The 22067-nt window shown below is 68.3% G+C and carries 19 protein-coding genes; 12 read left to right on the top strand and 7 right to left on the bottom strand.

The annotated features are described in order from the left end of the window. Window positions 1-41: 41 nt before the first annotated feature. Both ABL844_RS21700 and ABL844_RS21695 read right to left on the bottom strand, forming a co-directional pair. Window positions 42-932 carry an SMP-30/gluconolactonase/LRE family protein gene (locus ABL844_RS21700; protein WP_418128862.1) on the bottom strand — a complete coding sequence of 297 codons (891 nt, stop codon included), beginning with the start codon at window positions 930-932 and terminating at the stop codon, window positions 42-44. Window positions 933-936: 4 nt separating this feature from the next. Continuing rightward, complete coding sequence (locus ABL844_RS21695; protein WP_418128861.1) at window positions 937-1749, bottom strand: NAD-dependent epimerase/dehydratase family protein; 813 nt, start codon at window positions 1747-1749, stop codon at window positions 937-939. A 238-nt stretch (window positions 1750-1987) separates the two neighbouring features. On the opposite strand from ABL844_RS21695, the gene ABL844_RS21690 reads away from it, so the two are divergent. The 7 genes from ABL844_RS21690 to ABL844_RS21660 all read left to right on the top strand — a co-directional run bounded on the left by ABL844_RS21690 (window position 1988) and on the right by ABL844_RS21660 (window position 9461). Further along, on the top strand, window positions 1988-2857 hold the full coding sequence (locus ABL844_RS21690) for a FadR/GntR family transcriptional regulator (RefSeq protein WP_418128860.1): 870 nt from the start codon (window positions 1988-1990) through the stop codon (window positions 2855-2857). Between the two features lie 115 nt (window positions 2858-2972). Next, window positions 2973-3980 carry a Bug family tripartite tricarboxylate transporter substrate binding protein gene (locus ABL844_RS21685; protein ID WP_418128858.1) on the top strand — a complete coding sequence of 336 codons (1008 nt, stop codon included), beginning with the start codon at window positions 2973-2975 and terminating at the stop codon, window positions 3978-3980. 51 nt (window positions 3981-4031) lie between these two features. Beyond that, on the top strand, window positions 4032-4943 hold the full coding sequence (gene kdgD / locus ABL844_RS21680) for a 5-dehydro-4-deoxyglucarate dehydratase (protein ID WP_126024891.1): 912 nt from the start codon (window positions 4032-4034) through the stop codon (window positions 4941-4943). 54 nt (window positions 4944-4997) lie between these two features. Continuing rightward, window positions 4998-5447 (top strand): nuclear transport factor 2 family protein, encoded by a 450-nt coding sequence (locus tag ABL844_RS21675; RefSeq protein WP_126024892.1) that lies wholly within the window; start codon window positions 4998-5000, stop codon window positions 5445-5447. 5 nt (window positions 5448-5452) lie between these two features. Further along, on the top strand, window positions 5453-6439 hold the full coding sequence (locus ABL844_RS21670) for a Bug family tripartite tricarboxylate transporter substrate binding protein (RefSeq protein WP_126024893.1): 987 nt from the start codon (window positions 5453-5455) through the stop codon (window positions 6437-6439). Window positions 6440-6574: 135 nt separating this feature from the next. After that, window positions 6575-7930: a glucarate dehydratase gene (gene gudD / locus ABL844_RS21665; RefSeq protein WP_418128857.1), complete on the top strand. Its 1356-nt coding sequence runs from the start codon at window positions 6575-6577 to the stop codon at window positions 7928-7930. A 94-nt stretch (window positions 7931-8024) separates the two neighbouring features. Then, window positions 8025-9461: an aldehyde dehydrogenase family protein gene (locus ABL844_RS21660; protein WP_418128855.1), complete on the top strand. Its 1437-nt coding sequence runs from the start codon at window positions 8025-8027 to the stop codon at window positions 9459-9461. A gap of 163 nt (window positions 9462-9624) precedes the next feature. Here the strand turns inward: ABL844_RS21660 and ABL844_RS21655 are convergent, their stop codons facing one another. Beyond that, window positions 9625-11178, bottom strand: a complete 1554-nt coding sequence (locus ABL844_RS21655) for a glycine betaine ABC transporter substrate-binding protein (protein ID WP_369661548.1) — start codon at window positions 11176-11178, stop codon at window positions 9625-9627. A gap of 111 nt (window positions 11179-11289) precedes the next feature. Between ABL844_RS21655 and ABL844_RS21650 the strand changes: the two genes are divergently transcribed. Then, a complete protein-coding gene (locus ABL844_RS21650) occupies window positions 11290-12372 on the top strand; it encodes an ROK family protein (RefSeq protein ID WP_418128854.1) in 1083 nt (360 codons plus the stop codon). A 6-nt stretch (window positions 12373-12378) separates the two neighbouring features. Here the strand turns inward: ABL844_RS21650 and ABL844_RS21645 are convergent, their stop codons facing one another. The 4 genes from ABL844_RS21645 to ABL844_RS21630 all read right to left on the bottom strand — a co-directional run bounded on the left by ABL844_RS21645 (window position 12379) and on the right by ABL844_RS21630 (window position 17640). After that, window positions 12379-14136, bottom strand: a complete 1758-nt coding sequence (locus ABL844_RS21645; protein ID WP_418128852.1) for an Ig-like domain-containing protein — start codon at window positions 14134-14136, stop codon at window positions 12379-12381. Between the two features lie 263 nt (window positions 14137-14399). Then, complete coding sequence (locus ABL844_RS21640; RefSeq protein ID WP_184641387.1) at window positions 14400-15776, bottom strand: phospholipase D-like domain-containing protein; 1377 nt, start codon at window positions 15774-15776, stop codon at window positions 14400-14402. Between the two features lie 48 nt (window positions 15777-15824). Beyond that, window positions 15825-16490 carry a glutathione S-transferase family protein gene (locus tag ABL844_RS21635; RefSeq protein WP_418128851.1) on the bottom strand — a complete coding sequence of 222 codons (666 nt, stop codon included), beginning with the start codon at window positions 16488-16490 and terminating at the stop codon, window positions 15825-15827. Between the two features lie 28 nt (window positions 16491-16518). Then, entirely contained in the window at window positions 16519-17640 is a 1122-nt protein-coding gene (locus tag ABL844_RS21630) for a 5-methyltetrahydropteroyltriglutamate--homocysteine S-methyltransferase (RefSeq protein WP_184641385.1), read from the bottom strand. 150 nt (window positions 17641-17790) lie between these two features. Between ABL844_RS21630 and ABL844_RS21625 the strand changes: the two genes are divergently transcribed. The 4 genes from ABL844_RS21625 (at window position 17791) to ABL844_RS21610 (ending at window position 22067) form a co-directional block, all read left to right on the top strand. Then, complete coding sequence (locus ABL844_RS21625) at window positions 17791-18897, top strand: aromatic ring-hydroxylating dioxygenase subunit alpha (protein ID WP_184641384.1); 1107 nt, start codon at window positions 17791-17793, stop codon at window positions 18895-18897. A 5-nt stretch (window positions 18898-18902) separates the two neighbouring features. After that, on the top strand, window positions 18903-19679 hold the full coding sequence (locus ABL844_RS21620; RefSeq protein ID WP_418131933.1) for a GntR family transcriptional regulator: 777 nt from the start codon (window positions 18903-18905) through the stop codon (window positions 19677-19679). A gap of 49 nt (window positions 19680-19728) precedes the next feature. Beyond that, a complete protein-coding gene (locus ABL844_RS21615) occupies window positions 19729-20718 on the top strand; it encodes a PDR/VanB family oxidoreductase (protein ID WP_418128850.1) in 990 nt (329 codons plus the stop codon). Between the two features lie 176 nt (window positions 20719-20894). Further along, window positions 20895-22067: an ABC transporter substrate-binding protein gene (locus ABL844_RS21610; protein WP_418121652.1), complete on the top strand. Its 1173-nt coding sequence runs from the start codon at window positions 20895-20897 to the stop codon at window positions 22065-22067.

Genomic DNA, 22067 nt, shown 5'->3' with positions numbered 1-22067 from the left:
TCGTCCTCTGGTTTGGTTTGGTGGTTGTTGAAAAAAAGGAATCAGCTGCCGAAGGCCGGCTCGGGCACGCCCTGCGCGCCGGGCCGCAGCGCGAACACGCCGCCGGCCAGCGGCTGGTCCGACAGGTCGATGCCGCCGGGGCGGATCGAGGTGACGAACAGGGTGTCGAGGCCCGCGCCGCCGAAGGCGCACATGGCGGGTTTCTTCACCGGCACTTCGAGCGAGCGGTCGAGCCGGCCGTCGGGAGTGAAGCGGTGCACCAGGCCGGCGTCGTTGCCGCAGATCCAGTAGCAGCCGTCGGTGTCCATGGCGGCGCCGTCGGGGCGGCCGGGCAGGGGCTTCATGTCGACGAAGAGGCGGCGGTTGCCTGGCGTGCCGGTGGCGGTGTCGTAGTCGAAGGCCCAGACGGCCTGCACCGTGGGGTGCGAATCCGAGAGGTACATCGTGCGGCCGTCGGGGCTGAAGGCCAGGCCGTTGGGCACGATGAAGTCGTCGAGGCGCTGGTCGGCCTTCGCGCTGCCGCTGGCGTAGCTGTAGAGGCGGCCGACGCGTGCGCCAGCCGCCATGTCCAGCAGCATGGTGCCGGCCCAGAAGCGGCCCTGGCGGTCGCAGCGGCCGTCGTTGAAGCGCATGGCGGGCGCGGCGTGGTCGACGGAGGCGAGCGGCGCGCAGGCCAGCGTGCCGTCGGCCTGCGGCTTCAGCGAGAAGAGGCCGCTTTCCATGCCGGCGATCCACTCGCCGGGCGCGTCGGCGCGCGGCGCGATGCAGGCGATCATTTCATCGGCCTTCCACTGCGCGTGGCCTTCGCCCGCATGCCAGCGGTTCAGCGTGCGCGCGGGAATATCGACCCAGTACAGCGCCTGCTCGGCGGCATGCCATACCGGGCTTTCGCCGGTGCCGTTGCGCGCGTCGAGGACGAGTTCAGCTTGCATCGCCTCAATCGCCGAATGGCCCCTGTGCAGTGAAGGCTCCGCCCTGGTAGATGGCGTTGGGGTCGGTCGGTGCCACCGCAGGCTGCTGCTCGACCTTGTCGCGGAACACTTCGGAGCTGTCCTGCGGCACGAAGCCCAGGTGCGCGGCGGCGCTGTTGTCCCACCATACGTCGCGATTGTTCGACATGCCGTAGACCACCGTGTGCTTCACGCCGGGGGTGAAGAGCGACTTCTCGATCAGCGTGGTGAGGTCGCGGTAGCTCAGCCAGGTGCTCATCATCCGGCGGTTGGCCGGCTCGGGGAAGGAGGAGCCGATGCGGATGCTCACCGTCTCGATGCCCCAGCGGTCGAAGTAGAACTGCGCCACGTCCTCGCCGAAGGACTTCGACAGGCCGTAGTAGCCGTCGGGCCGGCGTGCGGCATGGGCGTCGATGTGCTCGCTCTGCTTGTAGAAGCCGATCACGTGGTTCGAGCTCGCGAACACCACGCGCTTCACGCCATGGCGGCGCGCTGCCTCGTAGATGTGGAACACGCCCTTGATGTTGGCTTCGAGGATTTCCTCGAACGGCCGCTCCACCGACACGCCGCCCAGGTGGACGATGGCGTCGCAGCCTTCCACCAGCGCATGCACCGCGGCCTTGTCCGAGAGATCGCAGGGCACGGTTTCCTCGTTCGCGCCGGTGGCCGGCGCCAGCGAGGCGATGTCGGACAGGCGCAGCACGTTCGCATAGGGCTTGAGCCGTTCGCGCAGCACCTTGCCGAGGCCGCCGGCCGCGCCGGTCAGCAGGAGGCGGTTCATCTTGTTGTTGTCTGTCATGGTTGGCCGTCCTTGCATGCTGGAGTCATGGTTTCCGAGGGGCTGCCGTCGCGGCGGTTTCGCCGGAGCGGCCGGTACGATGCCGGTGAAGCAAGGTCGAGGTCGCTAGGTCGAAAAGGCGCTGCATTTCGGTGCCGTGGAAACCGAGGGCCGCTGGCGGACAAGCCCGCGACGCTTGGGAGTTGAGTGATAAGTTATCTGTTGTCGTACAACTAGTTTGGAGATTATCATCGTGGCCATGGTTCAGACGACTGCGGGTAATCCCTTGGTGTCGGACGCTCCGGCGGAGGCGGGCTCTTCGGCTTCTTCCTTCGTGGGGCGTCCGCGCCAGCGCGCGCGCGGCCTCGCGCACGGGCTGGTGGAAGACCTGGGCGAGAAGATCCGCAGCCAGTCGCTGCGGCCGGGCGACAAGCTGCCGACCGAGTCGGCCATCATGCAGGCCTACGGCGTGAGCCGCACCGTGGTGCGCGAGGCGCTGTCGAAGCTGCAGGCCGCGGGGTTGGTCGAGACGCTGCACGGCGTCGGCACCTTCGTGCTGCAGCCGCGCACCGGCGGGGTGTTCCGCCTCGATCCGGGCGAGATCGCCGCGTCGGTCGACGTGCTCGCCGTGCTGGAGCTGCGCATCAGCCTGGAGACCGAATCGGCGGGCCTCGCCGCCAGCCGCCGCACCGACGAGCAGCTGGTGGCCATGCGCCAGGCGCTCGACGACTTCGAGCGCAACGTGGTGGCGGCGGGCGACACGGTGGGACCCGACTTCCGCTTCCACCTGCAGATCGCCGAGTCGACCGGCAACCCGTACTTCGCGGACATCATGCGACACCTGGGCACCACGCTCATTCCGCGCACGCGCATCAGCGCCATCCGCACGCACGAGGGCGGGGCGCCTTACCTGAGCCGCGTCAACCGCGAGCACGAAGAGATCTACGCGGCCATCGCGCGGCGCGACCCCGAGTCGGCGCGCGCCGCGATGCGCATCCACCTGACCAACAGCCGCGAGCGGCTGCGCATGGCGCAGGAGGCTGCTCAGCAGAAGGCGAAGGCCGATGCCGCCGCGGCAGGCAGCGTCGATGCGACCGTGCCCTCGGCCCACGGCGCTTCCTCTCACTGATATTTTTCTTGTCCGCCATGCTGGACAAGTCATCTCTCTAGTTGTACGATGACTGATAACTTGTGCGGCTCGTCGCGCGCAAGGCCATGACGACCATCGAACAACTGGAGGCAGCATGACCATCTCCCGACGCGGCGCACTCGGCGCCGCACTGGCAGCCACCCTGGCCGCCACCCTGCCGGCGCGCTCCTTCGCGCAGGCCGCGGCCGGCGCGCAGGGCGGCACCGGCAACTGGCCCTCGAAGCCGATCCGGATCATCGTTCCGTACCCGCCGGGCGGTTCGTCCGACATCATCGCGCGGGCCATCAGCCAGCCGTTGTCCGAGGCGCTGGGCCAGCCCGTCGTCATCGACAACAAGGCAGGCGCCAACGGCAACCTCGGCGCCGACCTGCTGGCCAAGGCGCCGGCCGACGGCTACACGCTGATGCTGTGCGACCTCGGCGCGCTGGCCATCAGCCCGTCGCTCTATCCCAAGCTGCCTTTCGATCCGTCGAAGGACCTGCGCAGCGTTTCCATGCTGGCCTATTCGCCGCACCTGCTGGTGGTGCACCCTTCGGTGCAGGCGAACACGCTGAAGGAACTGGTCGAGCTCTCGAAGAAAAGCGATCTCAACTTCGCCGTTACCGCCAGCGGCAGCACCGCGCACCTCGCGGGCATCGAGCTGCAGCGCCGCATCGGCGCCAAGTGGGAGTACGTGCCCTACAAGGGCGGCGTGCAGGCCGTGCTCGACACCGTCTCGGGCCAGACGCAGGTGCTCATGAACGGCATGCTCGCCACCTACCCGCAGGTGCAGGCCGGCAAGCTCAAGCTGATCGCCGTGTCCAAGGCCACGCGCATGCCGCTGATCGGCAGCGTGCCGACCATCGCGGAGCAGGGCGCTCCCGGCTACGAGTCGGGCACCTGGCAGGGCATGGTCGCCGCGCGCGGCGTGCCCGACGCGATCATCAACCGGCTCAACCGTGAGCTGGTGCGCATCATCCGCACTGCCGACATCCGCGCCCGCCTCGCGGGCCAGGGCGCCGAGGTCGTGACCATGACCGCGCCCGAGCAGGACCAGTTCTTCGCCAAGGAGCGCGCGCGCTGGGCGCAGGTCATCAAAGAGGCGAACGTCAGGCTCGACTGACCGGCCTCATCCATCTTTTTCCTTTCCCAAATCTTCACTGGACTCTTCCCGATGAACCCGCAAGAACTCAAGACCATCATGGGCTCCGGCCTGCTCTCGTTCCCGTTGACCGACTTCGACAGCAACGGCGACTTCAACAAGAAGGGCTACCAGCAGCGCCTCGAATGGCTGGCCCCCTACGGCGCGAGCGCGCTGTTCGCGGCCGGCGGCACGGGCGAGTTCTTCTCGCTGACCGGCGACGAGTACCCCGGCATCATCCAGACCGCGGTCGACACCTGCCGTGGCGTGGTGCCGATCATCGCGGGCGCCGGCGGCCCCACGCGCTTCGCCATCCAGTGCGCCCAGGCCGCCGAGAAGGCCGGCGCGCACGGCATCCTGCTGCTGCCGCACTACCTCACCGAAGCCGGCCAGGAAGGCCTGGCCGCGCACGTCGAGGCCGTGTGCAGGAGCGTGAAGTTCGGCGTGATCGTCTACAACCGCGCCACCAGCCGCCTGAAGCCCGACACGCTGGCCGCGCTGGCCGAGCGCAATCCCAACCTCGTTGGCTTCAAGGACGGCGTGGGCGACATCGAGGCCATGGTCGCCATCTACCAGAAGATGGGCGACCGCTTCGCCTACCTGGGCGGCCTGCCCACCGCGGAGGTCTATGCCGCCGCCTACAAGGCGATGGGCACGCCGGTGTATTCCTCGGCCGTCTTCAACTTCATTCCGAAGACCGCCATGGACTTCTACAAGGCCGTCGCCGCCGACGACCTGCCGACCCAGCACCGCCTGCTGAAGAACTTCTTCATGCCGTACCTCGAGTTGCGCAACCGCGTGCCGGGCTACGCGGTGAGCATCGTGAAGGCCGGCGCGAAGATCGTCGGCCACGACGCCGGCCCCGTGCGCGCACCGCTCACCGACCTGAAGCCCGCCGAGATGGAGCAGCTCAAGGCGCTGATCGACTCGCTCGGTCCGCAGTAAGCCGGCACCCGGCGGACGAACCGACCCTCATCACAACAACGGAGACAAGACGCCATGTTCCTCAAGAAGCTCTTCCTGGTCGCCGCCTCGGCGGCCCTGTTCTCGGCCTGCTCGGTGATGCCCTCGGGCAATGCCGCGTCGGCCGCGCCCGAGGTGGCCGCCGCCGCCGAGCGCCTGCGCATCGCGATGATCGACCCCACCGGCCCCGCGCTCGGCGCGCTGGTGGCCGACGACCTCAGCTACGGCCACTCCGGCGGCAAGGTCGACACCAAGACCAGCTTCATCGCCGACCTGCTCGACGGCAAGTCCGACTTCGTGACCATCGCCATCACCGACCAGACCGTGAAGGTGGTCGACGGCAACACCGCCATCGTGCGCCACACGCTCACGGCCGACACCAACGATTCGGGCAAGCCCGGCAAGGTGGCGCTGAAGATCCTCGGCGTCTGGCAGAAGCAGGGCGGCAGCTGGAAGCTGCTGGCCCGTCAGGCCGTGAGGATCTAGTCCGAATGAAGAAGAGAGTCCTTCTCGGGGCCGCCCTCGCGGCCGCCTCGGTCGCGTTGTTGCCGCTGCCTGCCTCGGCGCAAGCCGATGCATGGCCCCAGCAGAAGCCCGTGACCATCATCGTGCCGTTCCCGGCGGGCGGTTCCACCGACATGGTCGCGCGCACCATCGCGCTGCAACTGCAGACCAAGCTCGGCGGCAGCTTCGTCGTCGACAACCGGCCCGGCGCCACCGGCACCATCGGCACCGGCCAGGTCAAGCGCGCCGCGCCCGACGGCTACACGCTGCTGGTCTCCTCTCTCGGCGCCTTCGTCGTCACCCCGCACCTGCAGAAGAGCGTGCCCTACGACGCGACCAAGGACTTCGACTACATCAGCGTGCCCGTTCAGGCGCCCAACGTGCTCGTCGCGAACGCCGCGCGACCCGAGCACACCGTGGCCGACGTGCTGGCGCTGCTGCGCAAGACGCCGGGCAAGGTCTCGTTCGCGAGTTCGGGCAACGGCTCGTCCGACCATCTTTCGGCCGAGCTCTTCTGGCAGCAGACGAAGACCGAAGGCGTGCACGTTCCCTACAAGGGCGGCGCGCCGGCGGTCAACGACCTGCTGGGCAACCAGGTCGACTTCTCGTTCCAGAACGTCAATGCGGTGCTGCCGCACATCCGCGGCGGCAAGCTGCGCGCCATCGCCGTCACGGGCGACAAGCGCTCGCCGGTGCTGCCCGACGTGCCCACGCTGGCCGAGGCCGGCGTGAAGGGCGCCGAGGTCTATTCATGGCAGGGCATGGCCGCGCCCAAGGGCCTGCCGCCGGCCGTGAAGAAGAAGCTGAGCGACGCGGTCATCGCGGCGATGCAGGACCCGGAGACGAAGAAGCGCATGCTCGACCAGGGCCTGGAGATCGTCGCCAGCACGCCCGAGGAATTCACCGCCTTCCAGTTGCGCGAATGGACGCGATGGAAGACATTGATCGAAGCCCGCCACATCACCGCGGATTAATGGCACTCCCCCAGGCTTCGCGCACTTCGTGTCGCTTCGCCAACCCCCTCGCCGGGGGCAACACCTGCGGCCCGGCAAAGCCGGTTCCGCGGTGTTCCCCGAATGGGGCAGCAAAGGTTTTGGATTGATTCAACGATGACGCTTTCAGATTCCACTTCGTCGCCGTCAGGCGCCCCCGTCGTCACCGGCATGCGCGTGGTCCCCGTCGCGGGCCACGACAGCATGCTGATGAACCTGAGCGGCGCCCACGGCCCGTTCTTCACGCGCAATCTGCTGATCCTGACCGACAGCGCCGGCCACACCGGCGTGGGCGAAGTGCCCGGTGGCGAGAAGATCCGCCAGACGCTGGAGGATGCGCGCGACCTCATCGTCGGCCAGCCCATCGGCCGGCACAACGCCATTCTCAACAGCATGCGCAGCGCCTTCGCCGGGCGAGACAGCGGCGGGCGCGGCCTGCAGACCTTCGACCTGCGCGTGACCATCCACGCGGTCACGGCCGTCGAAGCCGCGCTGCTCGACCTGCTGGGCCAGTTCCTCGAAGTGCCCGTGGCGGCCCTGCTGGGCGAAGGCCAGCAGCGCGACGCGGTGCAGATGCTCGGCTACCTCTTCTACGTGGGCGACCGCAGGAAGACCGACCTGCCCTACGAGAGCGACCCGAACGCCGACAACGACTGGTTCCGCCTGCGCCACGAGGAGGCCATGACCCCCGAGGCCATCGTGCGCCTGGCCGAGGCCACGCACGCACGCTATGGCTTCACCGACTTCAAGCTCAAGGGCGGCGTGCTGGGCGGCGAGGAAGAAGTCGAAGCCATCCGCGCGCTGCACGAGCGCTTTCCCAAGGCCCGCGTCACGCTCGACCCCAACGGCGGCTGGCTGCTGCAGGACGCCATTCGCCTGTGCCGCGACCTGCACGGCGTGATGGCCTATGCCGAAGACCCGTGCGGCGCCGAAGGCGTGTTCTCGGGCCGCGAGGTGATGGCCGAGTTCCGCCGCGCCACCGGCCTGCCCACCGCCACCAACATGGTCGCCACCGACTGGCGCGAGATGGTGCACAGCCTTTCGCTGCAGTCGGTCGACATCCCGCTGGCCGACCCGCATTTCTGGACCCTGCAGGGCTCGGTGCGCGTCGCGCAGCTGTGCCAGGCCTGGGGCCTGACCTGGGGCTCGCACTCCAACAACCACTTCGACGTGTCGCTCGCGATGTTCACGCACGTGGCGGCCGCCGCGCCGGGCAAGGTGACGGCCATCGACACGCACTGGATCTGGCAGGACGGCCAGCATCTGACGAAGGCGCCGCTGAAGATCGAGGACGGCTTCGTGAAAGTGCCAACGCGCGGCGGCCTGGGCGTGGAGCTCGACATGGATGCGGTCGAAAAGGCGCACCAGCTGTACCTGAAGCACGGCCTTGGGGCGCGCAACGATGCACAGGCGATGCAGTACCTGATCCCGGGATGGACTTTCGACAACAAGAAACCCTGCATGATCAGGTAGAGGCGTAGGCTCCGTTTCTCACATCTCGCAGCCGGAGCCCTCGCTCCGGCTTCTTTCTTTCTTTTTTCATCCATCGAGCAGCAAGGAACCCAAGATGCAGAACTTCGACAACCTCATCGGCGGCGAATGGCGTGCAGGCGCCGGCTACAGCCCCAACGTCAATCCGAGCAACCTGTCCGACGTGATCGGCCAGTACACGCAGGGCGATGCATCGCACGTCGATGCCGCCGTGGCCGCCGCCACGGCGGCCTTCCCGGCCTGGGCCACGGGCAGCGTGCAGGCGCGCTCCGACGCGCTCGACAAGATCGGCAACGAGATCCTCGCGCGCAAGGAAGAGCTGGGCACGCTGCTGGCGCGCGAGGAGGGCAAGACCAAGGCCGAGGGCATCGGCGAGGCCGCGCGCGCGGGCTACATCTTCAAGTTCTTCGCGGGCGAGTGCCTGCGCCTGTCGGGCGAGGTGCTGCCTTCGGTGCGGCCGAACATCGGCGTGGAGATCACGCGCGAGCCGGTGGGCGTGGTGGGCCTCATCACGCCGTGGAACTTCCCCATCGCCATTCCGGCCTGGAAGATCGCTCCTGCGCTGGCCTTCGGCAACTGCGTGGTGCTCAAGCCCGCCGACCTCGTGCCGGGCTGCGCGTGGGCGATCGCGGAGATCATCAGCCGCTCGGGCATTCCGGCCGGCGTGTTCAACCTGGTGATGGGACGCGGCAGCGTGATCGGCAATGCACTGGTCAACCACCCCGGCATCCATGCGATCAGCTTCACCGGCTCGGTGGGCGTGGGCCGCAACATCGCGGTGCAGTGCGTCACCAACCACAAGAAGGTGCAACTCGAGATGGGCGGCAAGAACCCGCAGGTGGTGCTCGACGACGCCGACCTCGCGCAGGCCGTGGAGCTCAGCGTGCAGAGCGCCTTCTACTCGACCGGCCAGCGCTGCACCGCGTCGAGCCGGCTGATCGTCACCGAAGGCATCTATCCGAAGTTCATCGACGCCATGAAGGAGCGCATGGCGAAGATCAAGGTGGGCGACGCGCTCGCGCAGGGCACCGACATGGGCCCGGTCTCGTCGAAGTCGCAGCTCGACCAGGACATGGAATACGTCGCCATCGGCAAGAGCGAAGGCGCCACGCTGGCCGCGGGCGGCGAGCTGCTGAAGCTGGAGACCGACGGCTACTACATGTCTCCGGCCCTCTTCAGCGAATCGGCAGCCACGATGCGCATCAACAAGGAAGAGATCTTCGGCCCGGTGGCCAGCGTGATCCGCGTGAAGAACTACGAGGAGGCACTGGCCACGGCCAACGACACCGAGTTCGGCCTCTCGGCCGGCATTGCCACCACCTCGCTGAAGTACGCCACGCACTTCAAGCGCCACAGCCAGGCCGGCATGGTGATGGTCAACCTGCCGACGGCGGGTGTGGACTACCACGTGCCATTCGGCGGCCGGAAGGGCTCCAGCTACGGTCCGCGCGAGCAGGGGCGCTATGCGCAGGAGTTCTTCACGACGGTGAAGACGGCTTACACGCTGGCCTGAGCTTCGGGGACCGGGAGCGGGCAGCCGGACGCAGAGGGCGCGAAGGTTTCGCAGAGGGCGCGAAAGGAATACCAAAAAAATGGTGTTCGGGTTCTTTTGCGACTTTCGCGTAGCTTTGTATTTCTTCTGCGTTCGGCTGTCCGCTCCCGTCTTCGCGACGGCGTCAAGTTGGCATCGACGATGGCGGTGCCCGGCGGCGCCTGCGCATGAGGTATTCGACTAGTTCGAAGACGCCTTCGCTCAGCAGGGCCAGTGCCGCCGCCGGCAGTGCGCCTGCCACCAGCAGTTCGCGGTCGTTGAGGGCCAGGCCGGTGACGATGCGTTCTCCGAAGCCGCCCGCGCCGATGAAGGCCGCGATGGTCGCGGTGCCGATGGCGATCGCCGTGGCCGTGCGCACGCCCGCCAGCAGCGTGGGCAGCGCGAGCGGCAGCAGCACCAGCTGAAGGCTCTGCGGCGGCGTCATGCCCAGCGCGGTGCCGGCCAGCCGCAGGCCGTTGGGTACCTCGGCCAGGCCGGTCACCGTGTTGCGCATGATCGGCAGCAGCGAGTAGAGCGTGAGCGCGATCAGCGCCGGCAGCGCGCCGATGGCGCCCAGCATCGAGATCAGCACGGCCAGAAGCGCCAGCGAGGGCACGGTCTGCAGCAGGCTCGCGAAACCCAGCACCACCGCGCGCAGCCGCATGTGCGGAAACACCAGGATCGCGATCGGCACGCCGACGAGGATGGCGATGCCCACCGACAGCGCCACCAGCAGCAGGTGCTGGCGCGCGAGCTTCCACAGGTCGGGGCCGAACAGCTTGGCCGTGAAGCCCCGGCGTTCTTCCTTCGGCTGCGCCTTCGCGTCCTTGCCGCCCGCGCTCGCCAGGAAGTCGCGCGCGATCACGTCGAAGGGCACGCCCTGCAGTTCGGCGCGCGCATTCATCGCGATCATTGCGTGCTCGTCGACCTTGCCTTCGAGTGTCTTCAGCGCGGCCCAGGCCTTGGGCAGCCGCTTGGGCAGGTCGAGCTTGTAGAGCACCACGGCGTCGTAGCGCGGAAAGTATTTCCTGTCGTCCTCCAGCACGCGCAGGCCGAGGTGGTCGATCTTGGCGTCGGTGGTGTAGATGTCGATCACGTCGATCTGCTTCGCGGCCACCGCGTCGTAGGCCAGGCCGTGGTCCAGGCCGGTGGGCGTCTGCGTGAAGCCGTAGCGCCCGGCCAGGCCCTTCCAGCCGTCGGCGCGGCCGATGAATTCGTTCGACAGGCCGAACTTCAGCTCCGGGTGCTTCGCGAGGTCGCTCAGCGTGCGCAGGCCCAGCCGGTCGGCGTCGGCGGCGCGCACCGCGAGCGCATAGCCGTCGTTGAAACCCAGCGGTATCGCCACGCCCAGGCCCATCGGCGCGAGCGCGGCGTTCATCTCCTCGCGCGTGCCTGCCGGCGCGCCCTTGAGGATCTCGAGCGCGATGGTGCCGGTGTACTCGGCGTAGAGGTCGATGGCACCGGATCGCAGCGCCTCGTACACGATGGCCGTGTTGCCCAGCCCCTGCCGCACGACGGGTGGCGTGGCCGTGTGTGGCGCCGCCGTCTGCGCCAGCAGCTCGGCGAGGATGTACGACTCGGTGAAGCGCTTGGAGCCGACGCGCAACGTCTCGTCCGCCGCCCGCGCGATGCCGCACAGGGCAATCCAGGCGAGGGCGAAGAGCAGGGCGGCGCGCAGGAGGCTGCGGGGCAGGTGCATCCGGGCCAGTGTATAGACAAGCTCCCGTTGCGCGTACCCGTCGATCTCCTACACGCCCTGGTGTGCGGTGCCGATGGGGCTGGCGGCCGTTCGGGACCACAGTGATCCGCGATGAAGAAAAAGACCCCCAAGACCCAGGCCGCGAAGGATGCCCCGCTCCCCGGCCCCGATGTCCACGGCCTGCGCGAACTGCCCGGCCTGCAGGTGGACGGCTACAGCCTCCAGCTGCGCGACAAGGATGGCTTCGTCGGCGACCAGGCCAGCCAGACAGCCTTCCGCGAACTGCTCGAACACTGGCGCAAGCGCCGCCGCCGCAAGGGCAAGGATCCGCTGGGCAACTCGCATTCGCGCGATCTCGGCAAGAAGGAACTCGACCGCGTGCTGCAGGAGAAGAAGGCGTCGGAAGCCACCGACCTGATGCACGTGGCCATCGAGGAGTTCGCGCAGGAGCTGGCCCAGGTCATCCAGCGCTTCATGCGCCAGCCCTCGTGGAAGAAGGTGCAGCGCATCGTGATCGGGGGCGGCTTTCCAGAGAGCGACGTGGGCGAGCGCGCCATTCTGCAGACCGGCGCAATCCTAGAGGAGCTGGGCGTGCACGTGCAGATCGCGCGCCTCTCGCACGACGTGGACGACGGCGGCCTGATCGGCTGGGTGCACCTGGTGCCGCCCGCCATGCTGAAGGGGCACGACGCGATCCTTGCCGTGGACATAGGCGGCACCAACGTGCGCTGCGGCATCGTGAAGACGCGCCACCGCAAGGCACCCGACTTCTCGCTCGCGAAGGTGGTGCGGCGCGAGAAGTGGCGCCATGCCGACGAAGGCCCCAACCGCGGCGGCATGGTCGATCACATCGCCTGCATGCTCGAGGACATGATCCTCTACAGCGAGCGCAAGAAGATCCGGCTCGCGCCCTTCATCGGCATCGGCTGCCCGGGCCTGATCCGCCCCGACGGCTCCATTACGCGCGGCGCGCAGAACCTGCCGGGCGACTGGGAAGGCCACGCCTTCCACCTGCCCAGCCAGCTGTGGCGCCGCATGCCGATGATGGGTTCGGGCCCGACGCTGGTGCTGATGCATAACGACGCGGTGGTGCAGGGCCTGAGCGAGCTGCCCTTCATGCGCGACGTGCGGCACTGGGGCGTGCTGACCATCGGCACCGGGCTGGGCAACGCGAGCTTCACCAACCGGGACTGAGCCGGGTCAGAGGTCTTCGGCGCGCAGGCCCTCGATGCGCATGCTGGCGGAGGTGCTGGCGATGTTCCCCGCCGCGTCCATGGCGCGCACTTCGATGTTCGCGGCGCCGGGGCGCTTCGGCGTCCATGCGCAGACATACGGCGCGGCGCGCAGCGTGCAGGCGGTCCTGCCGTCGACGACGAACTTCAGCTCGGCCACGCCCACGTTGTCGGATGCGTTGGCGGAAAGCCTTGCGGGCACGCCCACCGGCACGCTGGGCGGCACCGCCAGCGCCACGGCCGGCGGCACGATGTCCGAAGGCGCGTTGACTATCACGTTAGCCGACGCCACAGCCGAATTGCCGGCCGCATCGAGCGCGATCACGCGGATGGTCTGCACGCCGGGCGCACTCGGCGTCCAGCTGCAGGTGTAGGGCGGGGCGGTGAAAGTGCAGATCGGAATGCTGTCGCGGCCCACCACCTTCACGCCGACGATGCTCGCGTTGTCGACCACCGCGGGCGCGATGACGGTGAGCTGCCCCACCGTGGCCATCGACGGCGCCGCCACCGACACGGTGGGCGCAGTGGTGTCGGGGCTGCCGAGAGGGAGGTCGATGGTGAACATCGTCTGCCCGTGCACCGCCTTCTGCTCGAAGGCATCGAAGATGGTGAACCAGGTCGCGCCGGGCGCGCGGTTGGCGGCGCGCGCCTTCACCAGCAGGTTGGTCTTGCCGACGGCGAAGCAGCTGAAGCCGCAGTCCCAGTCGAACTGGTAGCGGCCCGAGGCGTCGGCCACGCCGGTCGCGAGCATCACCAGCGGCTTGCCGGGGCCTGGGTTGCGCCATACCGACACCTGTGCGCCGGGCAGGGCGGCGCCGGTGTCGCGGTCGGTGACGCGCACCTGCGTGGCTGCGGTGCCCGCCATGAATTTCGAACTGCCGAGCTTGGGCCAGTCGGTCCAGTCGGTGTCGATGTTGGCCTTGGTGCCGGCGGTGAAGCGGATCATCTCCAGCGTGGCGACGCGGTTGGAGGCCGGGTCGCGGCGCTGCTCGAAGACGGTGCCCAGCAGCGGGTCGAGCCGCCAGTGCTGGCGGCTCCACCAGTAGCGGTCGCTGTCGCTGGCCAGCGCGAGGTCGGTGACGGGCGCGACGCCGGTGGTGTCGGTCACCGCGACGCTGTTGTAGTACTCGCCCGAGCCCGCGCCGAACACGTGCTCCAGTTCGTGCAGCAGGGTCTTGAGCTGGCGGGCGAGGTAGTCCTTCTCGGTGGACTCGGGCGCGCCCGGCGTGGGGGCGCGCGTCAGGCGCAGCGGGTCGTGGATGGCGATCCAGTTCAGGTTCCAGGCCACGCCCTTCTGCGGGAAGGTCCAGCTCGTGGAAAGCCCGCCGTGGCTGTAGCCGCGGATGGATTTCGAGACGCACACCACCACCTCGCCATTGACCAACCCGCTGTAGCTGCACTGCGGCGCGTTGGCGGGCGCGGTCAGCTGCAGGTCGGCGGCGGGGTCGAAGGAGAAGCTGCGCACCGTCTCGCGCGTGAACACGGTGTTGACGTCGGCCACGTACTGCGCGAGCCGGCGGCCGGCTTCAGCGGGGCCGATGTCGGCGGCCAGTTCGGGATCGACGATGAACTTCAGGCGATGGGTGCTCGGGGCGGCCCGGCCGATCTCGTCCATGGCGGCGAAGGCGGTCGACGGGATTCCGGACAGTGCGAAAAGCATTGTCGCCAGCATCAGGGCCGGGTTCGCCAGATTCGCCAGGGCGCGCAGCGAGAAGAAAGCTCGCATCGGTTTTCCCCGGGGACCGGGGCGCAAGACTCCACGAACGGCGCTCCGGCGGGGCCCGGTGAAGGGTCGCGCCCGAGCGGGCTACCCCGCCAGGCAGGGGGTGCCGGGAGATCCGCCGGTGCCCGTCCGGTGATGACCCGGCGGGACGTGAAGGTTTGTCAATCCCCGAAACCGGTGGGTATTTTAGTGTGCTCGTTCAATTGGTTTCAGATTTGTTGCATCTGTACATCTTGAATTACAGAGCCGCTCCGGTCCTTGGGCACCTAGAGCTGGAAAGCAACAGTGAGCAGCAGCCCCTCGGCCACGTCGCGCAGCAGCCCCGGGCGCCGCGCGCGATAGGGCTCGCCGGCCGAAGCCGTGGTTTCGATCCACTCGGCCAGCCATTCGATGTGGTCCTGCCCGTAGAACACGACCGCCGCCTCGTGGTTGAGCAGCAGGCTGCGCAGGTCGAGGTTGATCGATCCGCACATCGCGAGCTCTTCGTCGACCACCACCGCCTTGGCGTGGGCCATAAAGGGCAGCATGCGAAAGCTCACGCCCGCGCGCGCGAGGTCGCGCATGGCGCGTGCGCGCACGAAGTCGGCCAGCCGGTGGTTGGAGCGGGCGGGCATCGCGATGGTCACCTGCACGCCGCGGCGCGCGGCCAGCCGCAGGGCATCGCGCAGGCCGTCGCCGGGCACGAAGTAGGGCGTGATGGCGAGGATGCGATGCTCGGCGCGAAAGCAGGCGTCGATCAGCAGTGCATGTGCCGTGTCTTCCGTCTGGTCGGGGCCGCTCGGCAGGAACTGCGCCATGGCCGTGCCAGGGCCTTCCGCATCGGGCGCGGTGATGGCTCGCGCCTTGCGGCTGCGCACCGACGCCCAGTCGTGGTCGAACTGGCGTGCCGCCGCGGCCGCCACGCTGCCGCGCAGGTCGAAGGAAAGATCGCGCCAGGCCTCTGGATGCTCGTCGTTGCCGGTGAAGTACTCGCCGGCGAGGTTGCGTCCGCCCGACCACAGCCAGCCGTCGTCGGCGATGGTGAACTTGCGGTGGTTGCGCAGGTTGCGCGGCCCGATGCGGCGCAGGCTGAAGAAGGGGCGGAACACCGCCACCTCGCCGCCCGCCGCGCGCAGCCGGTCGAAGTGATGGCGCGGCAGCGAAAGCGCGCCGAAGCCGTCGAGCAGCACCCGCACCTTGATGCCCTCGCGCGCCCGCTGCGCGAGCCGCTCCAGCACCGCGTGGCCCAGCGGGTCGTCGCCGATGATGAAGGTGCACACGTCGATGCGCTCGCGCGCGCCGTCGATCACCTCCCACAGCGCCTCGCGCGCGGCCTCGCCGTCGGCGTGCATGCGGATCGCGCTGCGCCCCGGCGGCGCGAGGCCGAAGCTCTCGATCAGGTCGGCGGCCCAATGGCCCGGCGGCACCGAGCGCGGCGGCCGGGGCGAGCCCGCCGGGCGCAGCTTGCGCTGGCCGAACAGCAGGTACATCGGCAGGATGAAATAGGGCATCAGCACCAGCCCCATGACCCAGGCGATGGCGGTGGTGGGAGCGCGTTGCTCGCGGCGCGCGCGCGTGGTCAGCACATAGACCAGCAGCGCGAAAGTGACGACGAGAAAGTGCTGCGAGGGAGAAGGCAGCCAGTCGAACTCTTTGGTCGGCATGGACTGGGATGATGCCTCAGCGCCTGGCGCGGTGCCTTCAGTGTCCCTTCAGCGCTGCAGGAAGGCCGGTACGCCCCGTCCCTGCGAGGCGAGGAAGCGCATCATCGGATCGACCGACGCGCGAACCGCGGGCCGGTCGCCCACGCGCGTGCGCCATGCCAGCAGTCGCGGCGTGGCCTCGGTCATGCCCGCGCCCTTGCGGTCGGCGAACACGCAGGCCATGTAGAAGGCGATGTCGGCGAAGGAGTAGGGGCCGGCCAGGTACTCGCGCGTGGCGAGCAGGCCTTCCATCTCCTCGTAGAAGCGCGCGCAACCGGCACAGGCCGCGATCGCGGGAGCGCTCTGCATGGCCTCCTGCAGGCCGAAGAGCTTGATCACGTTCGGGAAGAAGACCTCGTCGGACTTCTGCTCCAGCTGCCGCGCACGGGCCCGATCGGCAATGCCTTCGGGCCACAGCGCGGGGCTGGGATAGCGGTCTTCCAGGTACTCGAAGATCTGCGTCGAATCGAAGAGCGAGACCTCGTCGTCCACCAGCACCGGCACCTGCTGCTTGACCGGGTTGACCCGGAGCACCTCGGGGTGCTTGGGCTCATAGTGGTCGCCTTCGATGAAGGGCACCATGACCAGTTCGAAGGGCACGCCTTTCTCGCGTGCCGCGATCTCGACCTTGGCGCCGAACATGCTGAGGGGGCCTGAGTAGATGTGAGTCGTCATGGGCCCCGACTTCAACAGAAAGCGGGCTTCAGGTCGAGCCCCAGACCTCCTGCGCCGTCTCGACCACCAGGCGCAGCTTGTTGCGCTGCGCTTCCACCGCGATGTTGTTGCCGTGCACGGTGCTGGAAAAGCCGCACTGCGGCGACAGCGCGAGCTGGTCGAGCGAGGCGTACTTGGCGGCGTCCTCGATGCGGCGCTTGAGCTCGTCCTTGTCTTCCATCTCGCCGAACTTGGTGGTCACGAGGCCGAGCACCACAGTCTTGCCCTTGGGCAGGTAGCGCAGCGGCTTGAAGTCGCCCGAGCGGGCGTCGTCGTATTCCATGAAGTAGGCGTCGAGGTCCATCTCCTTGAGCAGCGCTTCCGCCACGGGCTCGTAGTTGCCGGCGGCGGCGTGCGTGCTCTTGAAGTTGCCGCGGCACAGGTGCATGGCCAGCAGCATGCCCGGCGGCTTCTGCGCCACCACCTTGTTGATGAAGGCGGCGTAGCGGTGCGGCAGTTCGTTGGGGTCGTCGCCGCGCTTGCGGGCGGCCTCGCGCATGTGCTCGTCGCACAGGTAGGCGAGGTTGGTGTCGTCCATCTGCACGTAGGTGCAGCCGGCGGCGGCCAGCGAGCGCAGCTCGTCGCCGTAGGCCTTGGCCACGTCGTCGTAGAAGGTCGGATCGAGCTCGGGGTAGGCGTCCTTGCTGATGCCGGCGCGGCCGCCGCGGAAGTGCAGCATGGTCGGCGAGGGGATCGTCACCTTCGGCGTGCGGCCCGCCGACACCTGGCTCTTGAGGTACTGGAAGTCGGCCAGCTGGATGTCCTTGACGTGGCGGACCTTGTCGATCACGCGCATCGCCGGCGGGGCCAGCTCCTCGGTGCCGTCGGGCTTGCGGATGGTGACCGGGATGTCGGTCTTCACGCCGCCGAGCTGGTCGAGGAAGTCGATGTGGAAGTAGGTGCGGCGGAATTCGCCGTCGGTGATGCTCTTCAGGCCGATGTCTTCCTGGAACCTGACGATCTCGGTGATCGCCTTGTCCTCGACGAGGCGAAGCTGCTCGGGCGTGATTTCGCCCTTGGCATTCTGCTCACGGGCTTCGAGAAGGTACTTGGGACGCAGGAAACTGCCCACGTGGTCGTAGCGGGCAGGCAAGGCGGCGTGCTGTGACATGGATGACTCCGTCGTGATCTTTGGGAGGAACGAACGGAACATCGTAGCGCCTGAGAAACGTTAATGACTGTATACAGTGAACTCGGTGTTTACCCTCGAATTGCTCAATTTCGCTGGAAATTTCGCCATTTATGTATACATTGGGTATTCATGAAAACGCCCACGACTGCCTTCCCCCTGAACGCCTGGTATGCCGCCGCCTACGACGTCGAAGTGCGCCACGCGCTGCTGCCACGCACCATCTGCAACCAGAAAATGGTGCTCTTTCGCCGCACCGACGGCCAGGTGGCCGCGCTCGAAGACGCCTGCTGGCACCGCCTGATGCCGCTGTCGCTGGGCCGGCTCGAAGGCGACGAGGTGGTCTGCGGCTACCACGGCCTCGTGTACAACAGCCAGGGCCGCTGCACGCACATGCCCAGCCAGGAAACGCTGAACCCCTCGGCCTGCGTGCGCAGCTTCCCGGTGGCGGAGAAGCACCGCTTCGTGTGGATCTGGCCCGGCGACCCGGCCAAGGCCGACCCGGCGCTCATCCCCGACATGCACTGGAACGACGACCCGGCCTGGGCCGGCGACGGCAAGATGATCCGGGTCCACTGCGACTACCGCCTCGTGGTCGACAACCTCATGGACCTGACGCACGAGACCTTCGTGCACGGCTCCTCCATCGGCAACCGCGAAGTGGCCGAGGCGCCCTTCGTCGCCACGCACGGCGACCGCTCTGCCACCGTCACGCGGTGGATGGAGAACATCGATCCGCCGCCGTTCTGGGGCGGCCAGATCAGGCATGCGCGCGGCTACACCGGCAAGGTCGACCGCTGGCAGATCATCCGATTCGAAGGCCCGTGCACCGTGAACATCGACGTCGGCGTGGCCGAGGCCGGCAGCGGCGCGGTGCCCTCCGACGGAAACCCGGGCGACCGCAGCAAGGGCGTCAACGGCTATGTGCTCAACACCATCACGCCCGAGACCGACAAGACCTGCCTGTACTTCTGGGCCTTCGCGCGCAACTACTGCCTGGGAGAGCAGCGCCTGACGCACGAGCTGCGCGAAGGCGTCGCCGGCATCTTCCGCGAGGACGAACTCGTGCTCGAGGCGCAGCAGAAGGCCATCGACGAGCACCCCGACCACCAGTTCTACAACCTCAACATCGACGCCGGCTCGATGTGGGCGCGCAAGCTGATCGACCGCATGGTCGAGAAGGAGAGGCCCGCGCGCGCGGCGATCCCGATCCGGCCGGCCGAGAAGGAGGCCGCGTGAGCCGTGTGAAGGTCGCGGCCGTCTCCGCTGCCGCCGAGCCCGGCGACAGCGGCAGCTCGCAGGCCGTGAAGGCACAGCTGCGGCTGCGCGAGATGATCCTCGCGGGCGAACTGCCCGGCGGCGCGCGCATCGCCGAGGTGGCGATCTCCGAGCAGCTCGGCGTGTCGCGCACGCCGGTGCGCACCGCGCTGATGCGGCTCGAACAGGAAGGCCTGCTCGAGGCGCTGCCCAACGGCGGCTATGCGGTGCGCACCTTCTCCGAACGCGACGTGGCCGACGCCATCGAACTGCGCGGCACGCTCGAAGGCCTGGTGGCCCGGCTCGCGGCCGAGCGCGGCGCCGCGCCGGTGGTGTTGCGCGAGGCGCGCGCCTGCCTGCAGCGCATCGACGAGCTGCTGCGCGAGCCCGCGCTCGACGACGCCGCCTTCTCGCGCTACGTGACGCACAACGAGCGCTTCCACGCGCTGCTGTGCGAGATGGCGGCCAGCCCCGTCATCGCGCAGCAGCTGGAGCGCGTGATCAACCTGCCTTTCGCCTCGCCCTCGGGCTTCGTCGTGGTGCAGGCCAATTCGCCGGCCGCGCGCGACATGCTCGTGGTCGCGCAGGACCAGCACGTGCAGGTGCTCGATGCCATCGAGGCCGGCGAGGGCTCGCGCGCCGAGGCGCTGATGCGCGAACACAGCCGCATCGCGCGGCGCAACCTGCGCGAAGCGTTGCACGGCACGCCCACCGCCGAGCAGCGTCCGCTGCCGGGCGTGCAGCTGATCCGCCGGCGCGGCTGATTTTCCTTCCTCTTCCTGCTTCTTTCTTTTTCCCCCTTGGTGTTCCCCGATGAAAAGCGATCTTCAATGGATGCAGGCGCAGGTCGTCGCTCTGCGCGACGTGACGCCCACCGTGCGCGAGTTCGAACTGCGCCCCGAGGGCGGATTCGCCGCGCCCCATGAACCCGGCGCCCACCTCCAGGTGCAGGTGCTCACGGCGCAGGGCAGGGTGCAGACGCGCTCCTACTCGCTGGTGGGCGAGGGCGACGGCCGCTGCTGGCGCATCGCCGTCAAGCGCCTGGACGACGGCCGCGGAGGCTCGCTCGCGATGTGGCGGCTCGCGGTGGGCGACCGCCTGCAGGTGAGCGCGCCGCAGAACCACTTTCCGCTCGACCTGTCGGCCCCGGGCTACCTGCTGGTGGCCGGCGGCATCGGCATCACCCCGCTGGTGCTGATGGCGCAGCGGCTGGCCGCGCATGCGAAGCGCACCGGCGTGCCGGTGAAGATGCTCTACGGCGCTCGCAACGCCGACGAGTTCGGCTACCTCCCGCACCTGCGCGAGGCGCTGGGAGACGAAGGCGTCGAAGCCCACGAGGGTGCAGCACCCATCGACTTCGCAGCCGCCATCGCCGCGCTGCCGCCTGGCGCCCAGCTCTACACCTGCGGCCCGGTGCCGATGCTCGAGGCCCTCAAGCGCGCCTGGCAGGCGGCGGGCCGTCCCATCGCCGACCTGCGTTTCGAGACCTTCGGCAGCAGCGGCCGGCTGGCCACGCAGTCCTTCGAGGTGCGCATTCCGCGCCACGACCTGACCATCACCGTGCCTGCCGACTGCACGCTGCTCGATGCGCTCGATGCGGCGGGCGTGCAGACGCTCTCGGACTGCAGGCGCGGTGAATGCGGCCTGTGCGCCATGGACGTGATCGCCGTCGACGGCGAGGTCGACCACCGCGACGTGTTCCTCAGCGAGCACGAGAAGAAATCGACCACCCGCATCTGCGCCTGCGTGTCGCGCGCCGTGGGCACGCTCACCCTCGATTCCGCCTACCGCGCCGACAGCTGATGCAAGCGGCCCGTGACGGGCCGAAGACTGCCTTGCGCGATGATCGCGCAGTTCATTTGTCAATCGCGCAACAAAGGTCAGCGACTGTGGCCGGCTAGGTGATTGCCTGCTGCGCCGGATGTTGCAAAGTGTTGAAAATAGCCCCGGTTCGCGTTCCGCCCCTCTAAGGAAAACACATGCAAAGACGCCATCTCATCCAGACCGCCGCCCTGTCGGCTCTTGCACTTTCGATGTCGCTGGCCAGTGCCCAGGACAACAAGTTCAAGATCGGCCTGATCCTTCCGATGACGGGCCAGTCGGCCTCCACGGGCCGCCAGATCGAAGCCGCCGCGCGCCTGTACATGGCCCAGAACGGCGACACCGTGGCCGGCAGGAAGGTGGAACTGATCGTCAAGGACGACACCGGCCTGCCCGACGTGACCAAGCGCCTGGCTCAGGAGCTGGTGGTGAACGACAAGGTCAACGTGCTGGCCGGCTTCGGCCTGACGCCCCTGGCACTCGCCGTGGCGCCCATCGCCACCCAGTCGAAGACGCCCGAGGTCGTGATGGCCGCCGCCACGTCGAGCATCACCGAGGCATCGCCCTACATCGTCCGTTCGAGCTTCACGCTGCCGCAGGTGTCGGTGGCCATGGGCGACTGGGCGCCGAAGAACGGCGTGAAGACCGTGGTGACGCTGGTGGCCGACTACGGCCCCGGCAACGACGCCGAGAAGTTCTTCACCGAGCGCTTCCAGCTCAACGGCGGCAAGGTGCTCGACAAGCTGCGCGTGCCGCTGCGCAACCCCGACTTCGCTCCCTTCCTGCAGAAGGTGCGCGACGTGAAGCCCGACGCGCTCTTCGTCTTCGTGCCCTCGGGCGCCGGCGCCGCGGTGATGAAGCAGTTCCTGGAACGCGGCATGGACAAGGCCGGCATCCGCATGATCGCCACCGGCGACGTGACCGACGACGACCAGCTCAACGACATGGGCGACGGCGCGCTGGGCGTGGTCACCTCGCATCACTACTCGGCCGCGCACCCCTCGGCGCTGAACAAGAAGTTCGTCGAAGCCTTCGAGAAGGCCAACCCCAAGATGCGTCCCAACTTCATGGCGGTGGGCGGCTATGACGGCATGCGCGTCATCTATGAAGCGCTCAAGGCCACCAAGGGCCAGGGCGGCGGCGAGGCGCTGCTGGCGGCCATGAAGGGCCAGGTTTTCGAGAGCCCGCGCGGCCAGGTGCTGATCGACGCGCAGACGCGCGACATCGTGCAGGACGTGTACCTGCGCAAGGTCGAGAAGAAGGACGGGCAGCTCTATAACGTCGAATTCGACGTGATCAAGGGCGTCAAGGACCCGGGCAAAGCCAAGTAA

The organism is Variovorax sp. 278MFTsu5.1, from assembly GCF_048305045.1.
Classification (GTDB): Bacteria; Pseudomonadota; Gammaproteobacteria; order Burkholderiales; family Burkholderiaceae_C; genus Variovorax; species Variovorax guangxiensis.
Note: the sequence above shows the minus strand (reverse complement) of the source record. Positions and strands in the feature narration are given on the sequence as shown.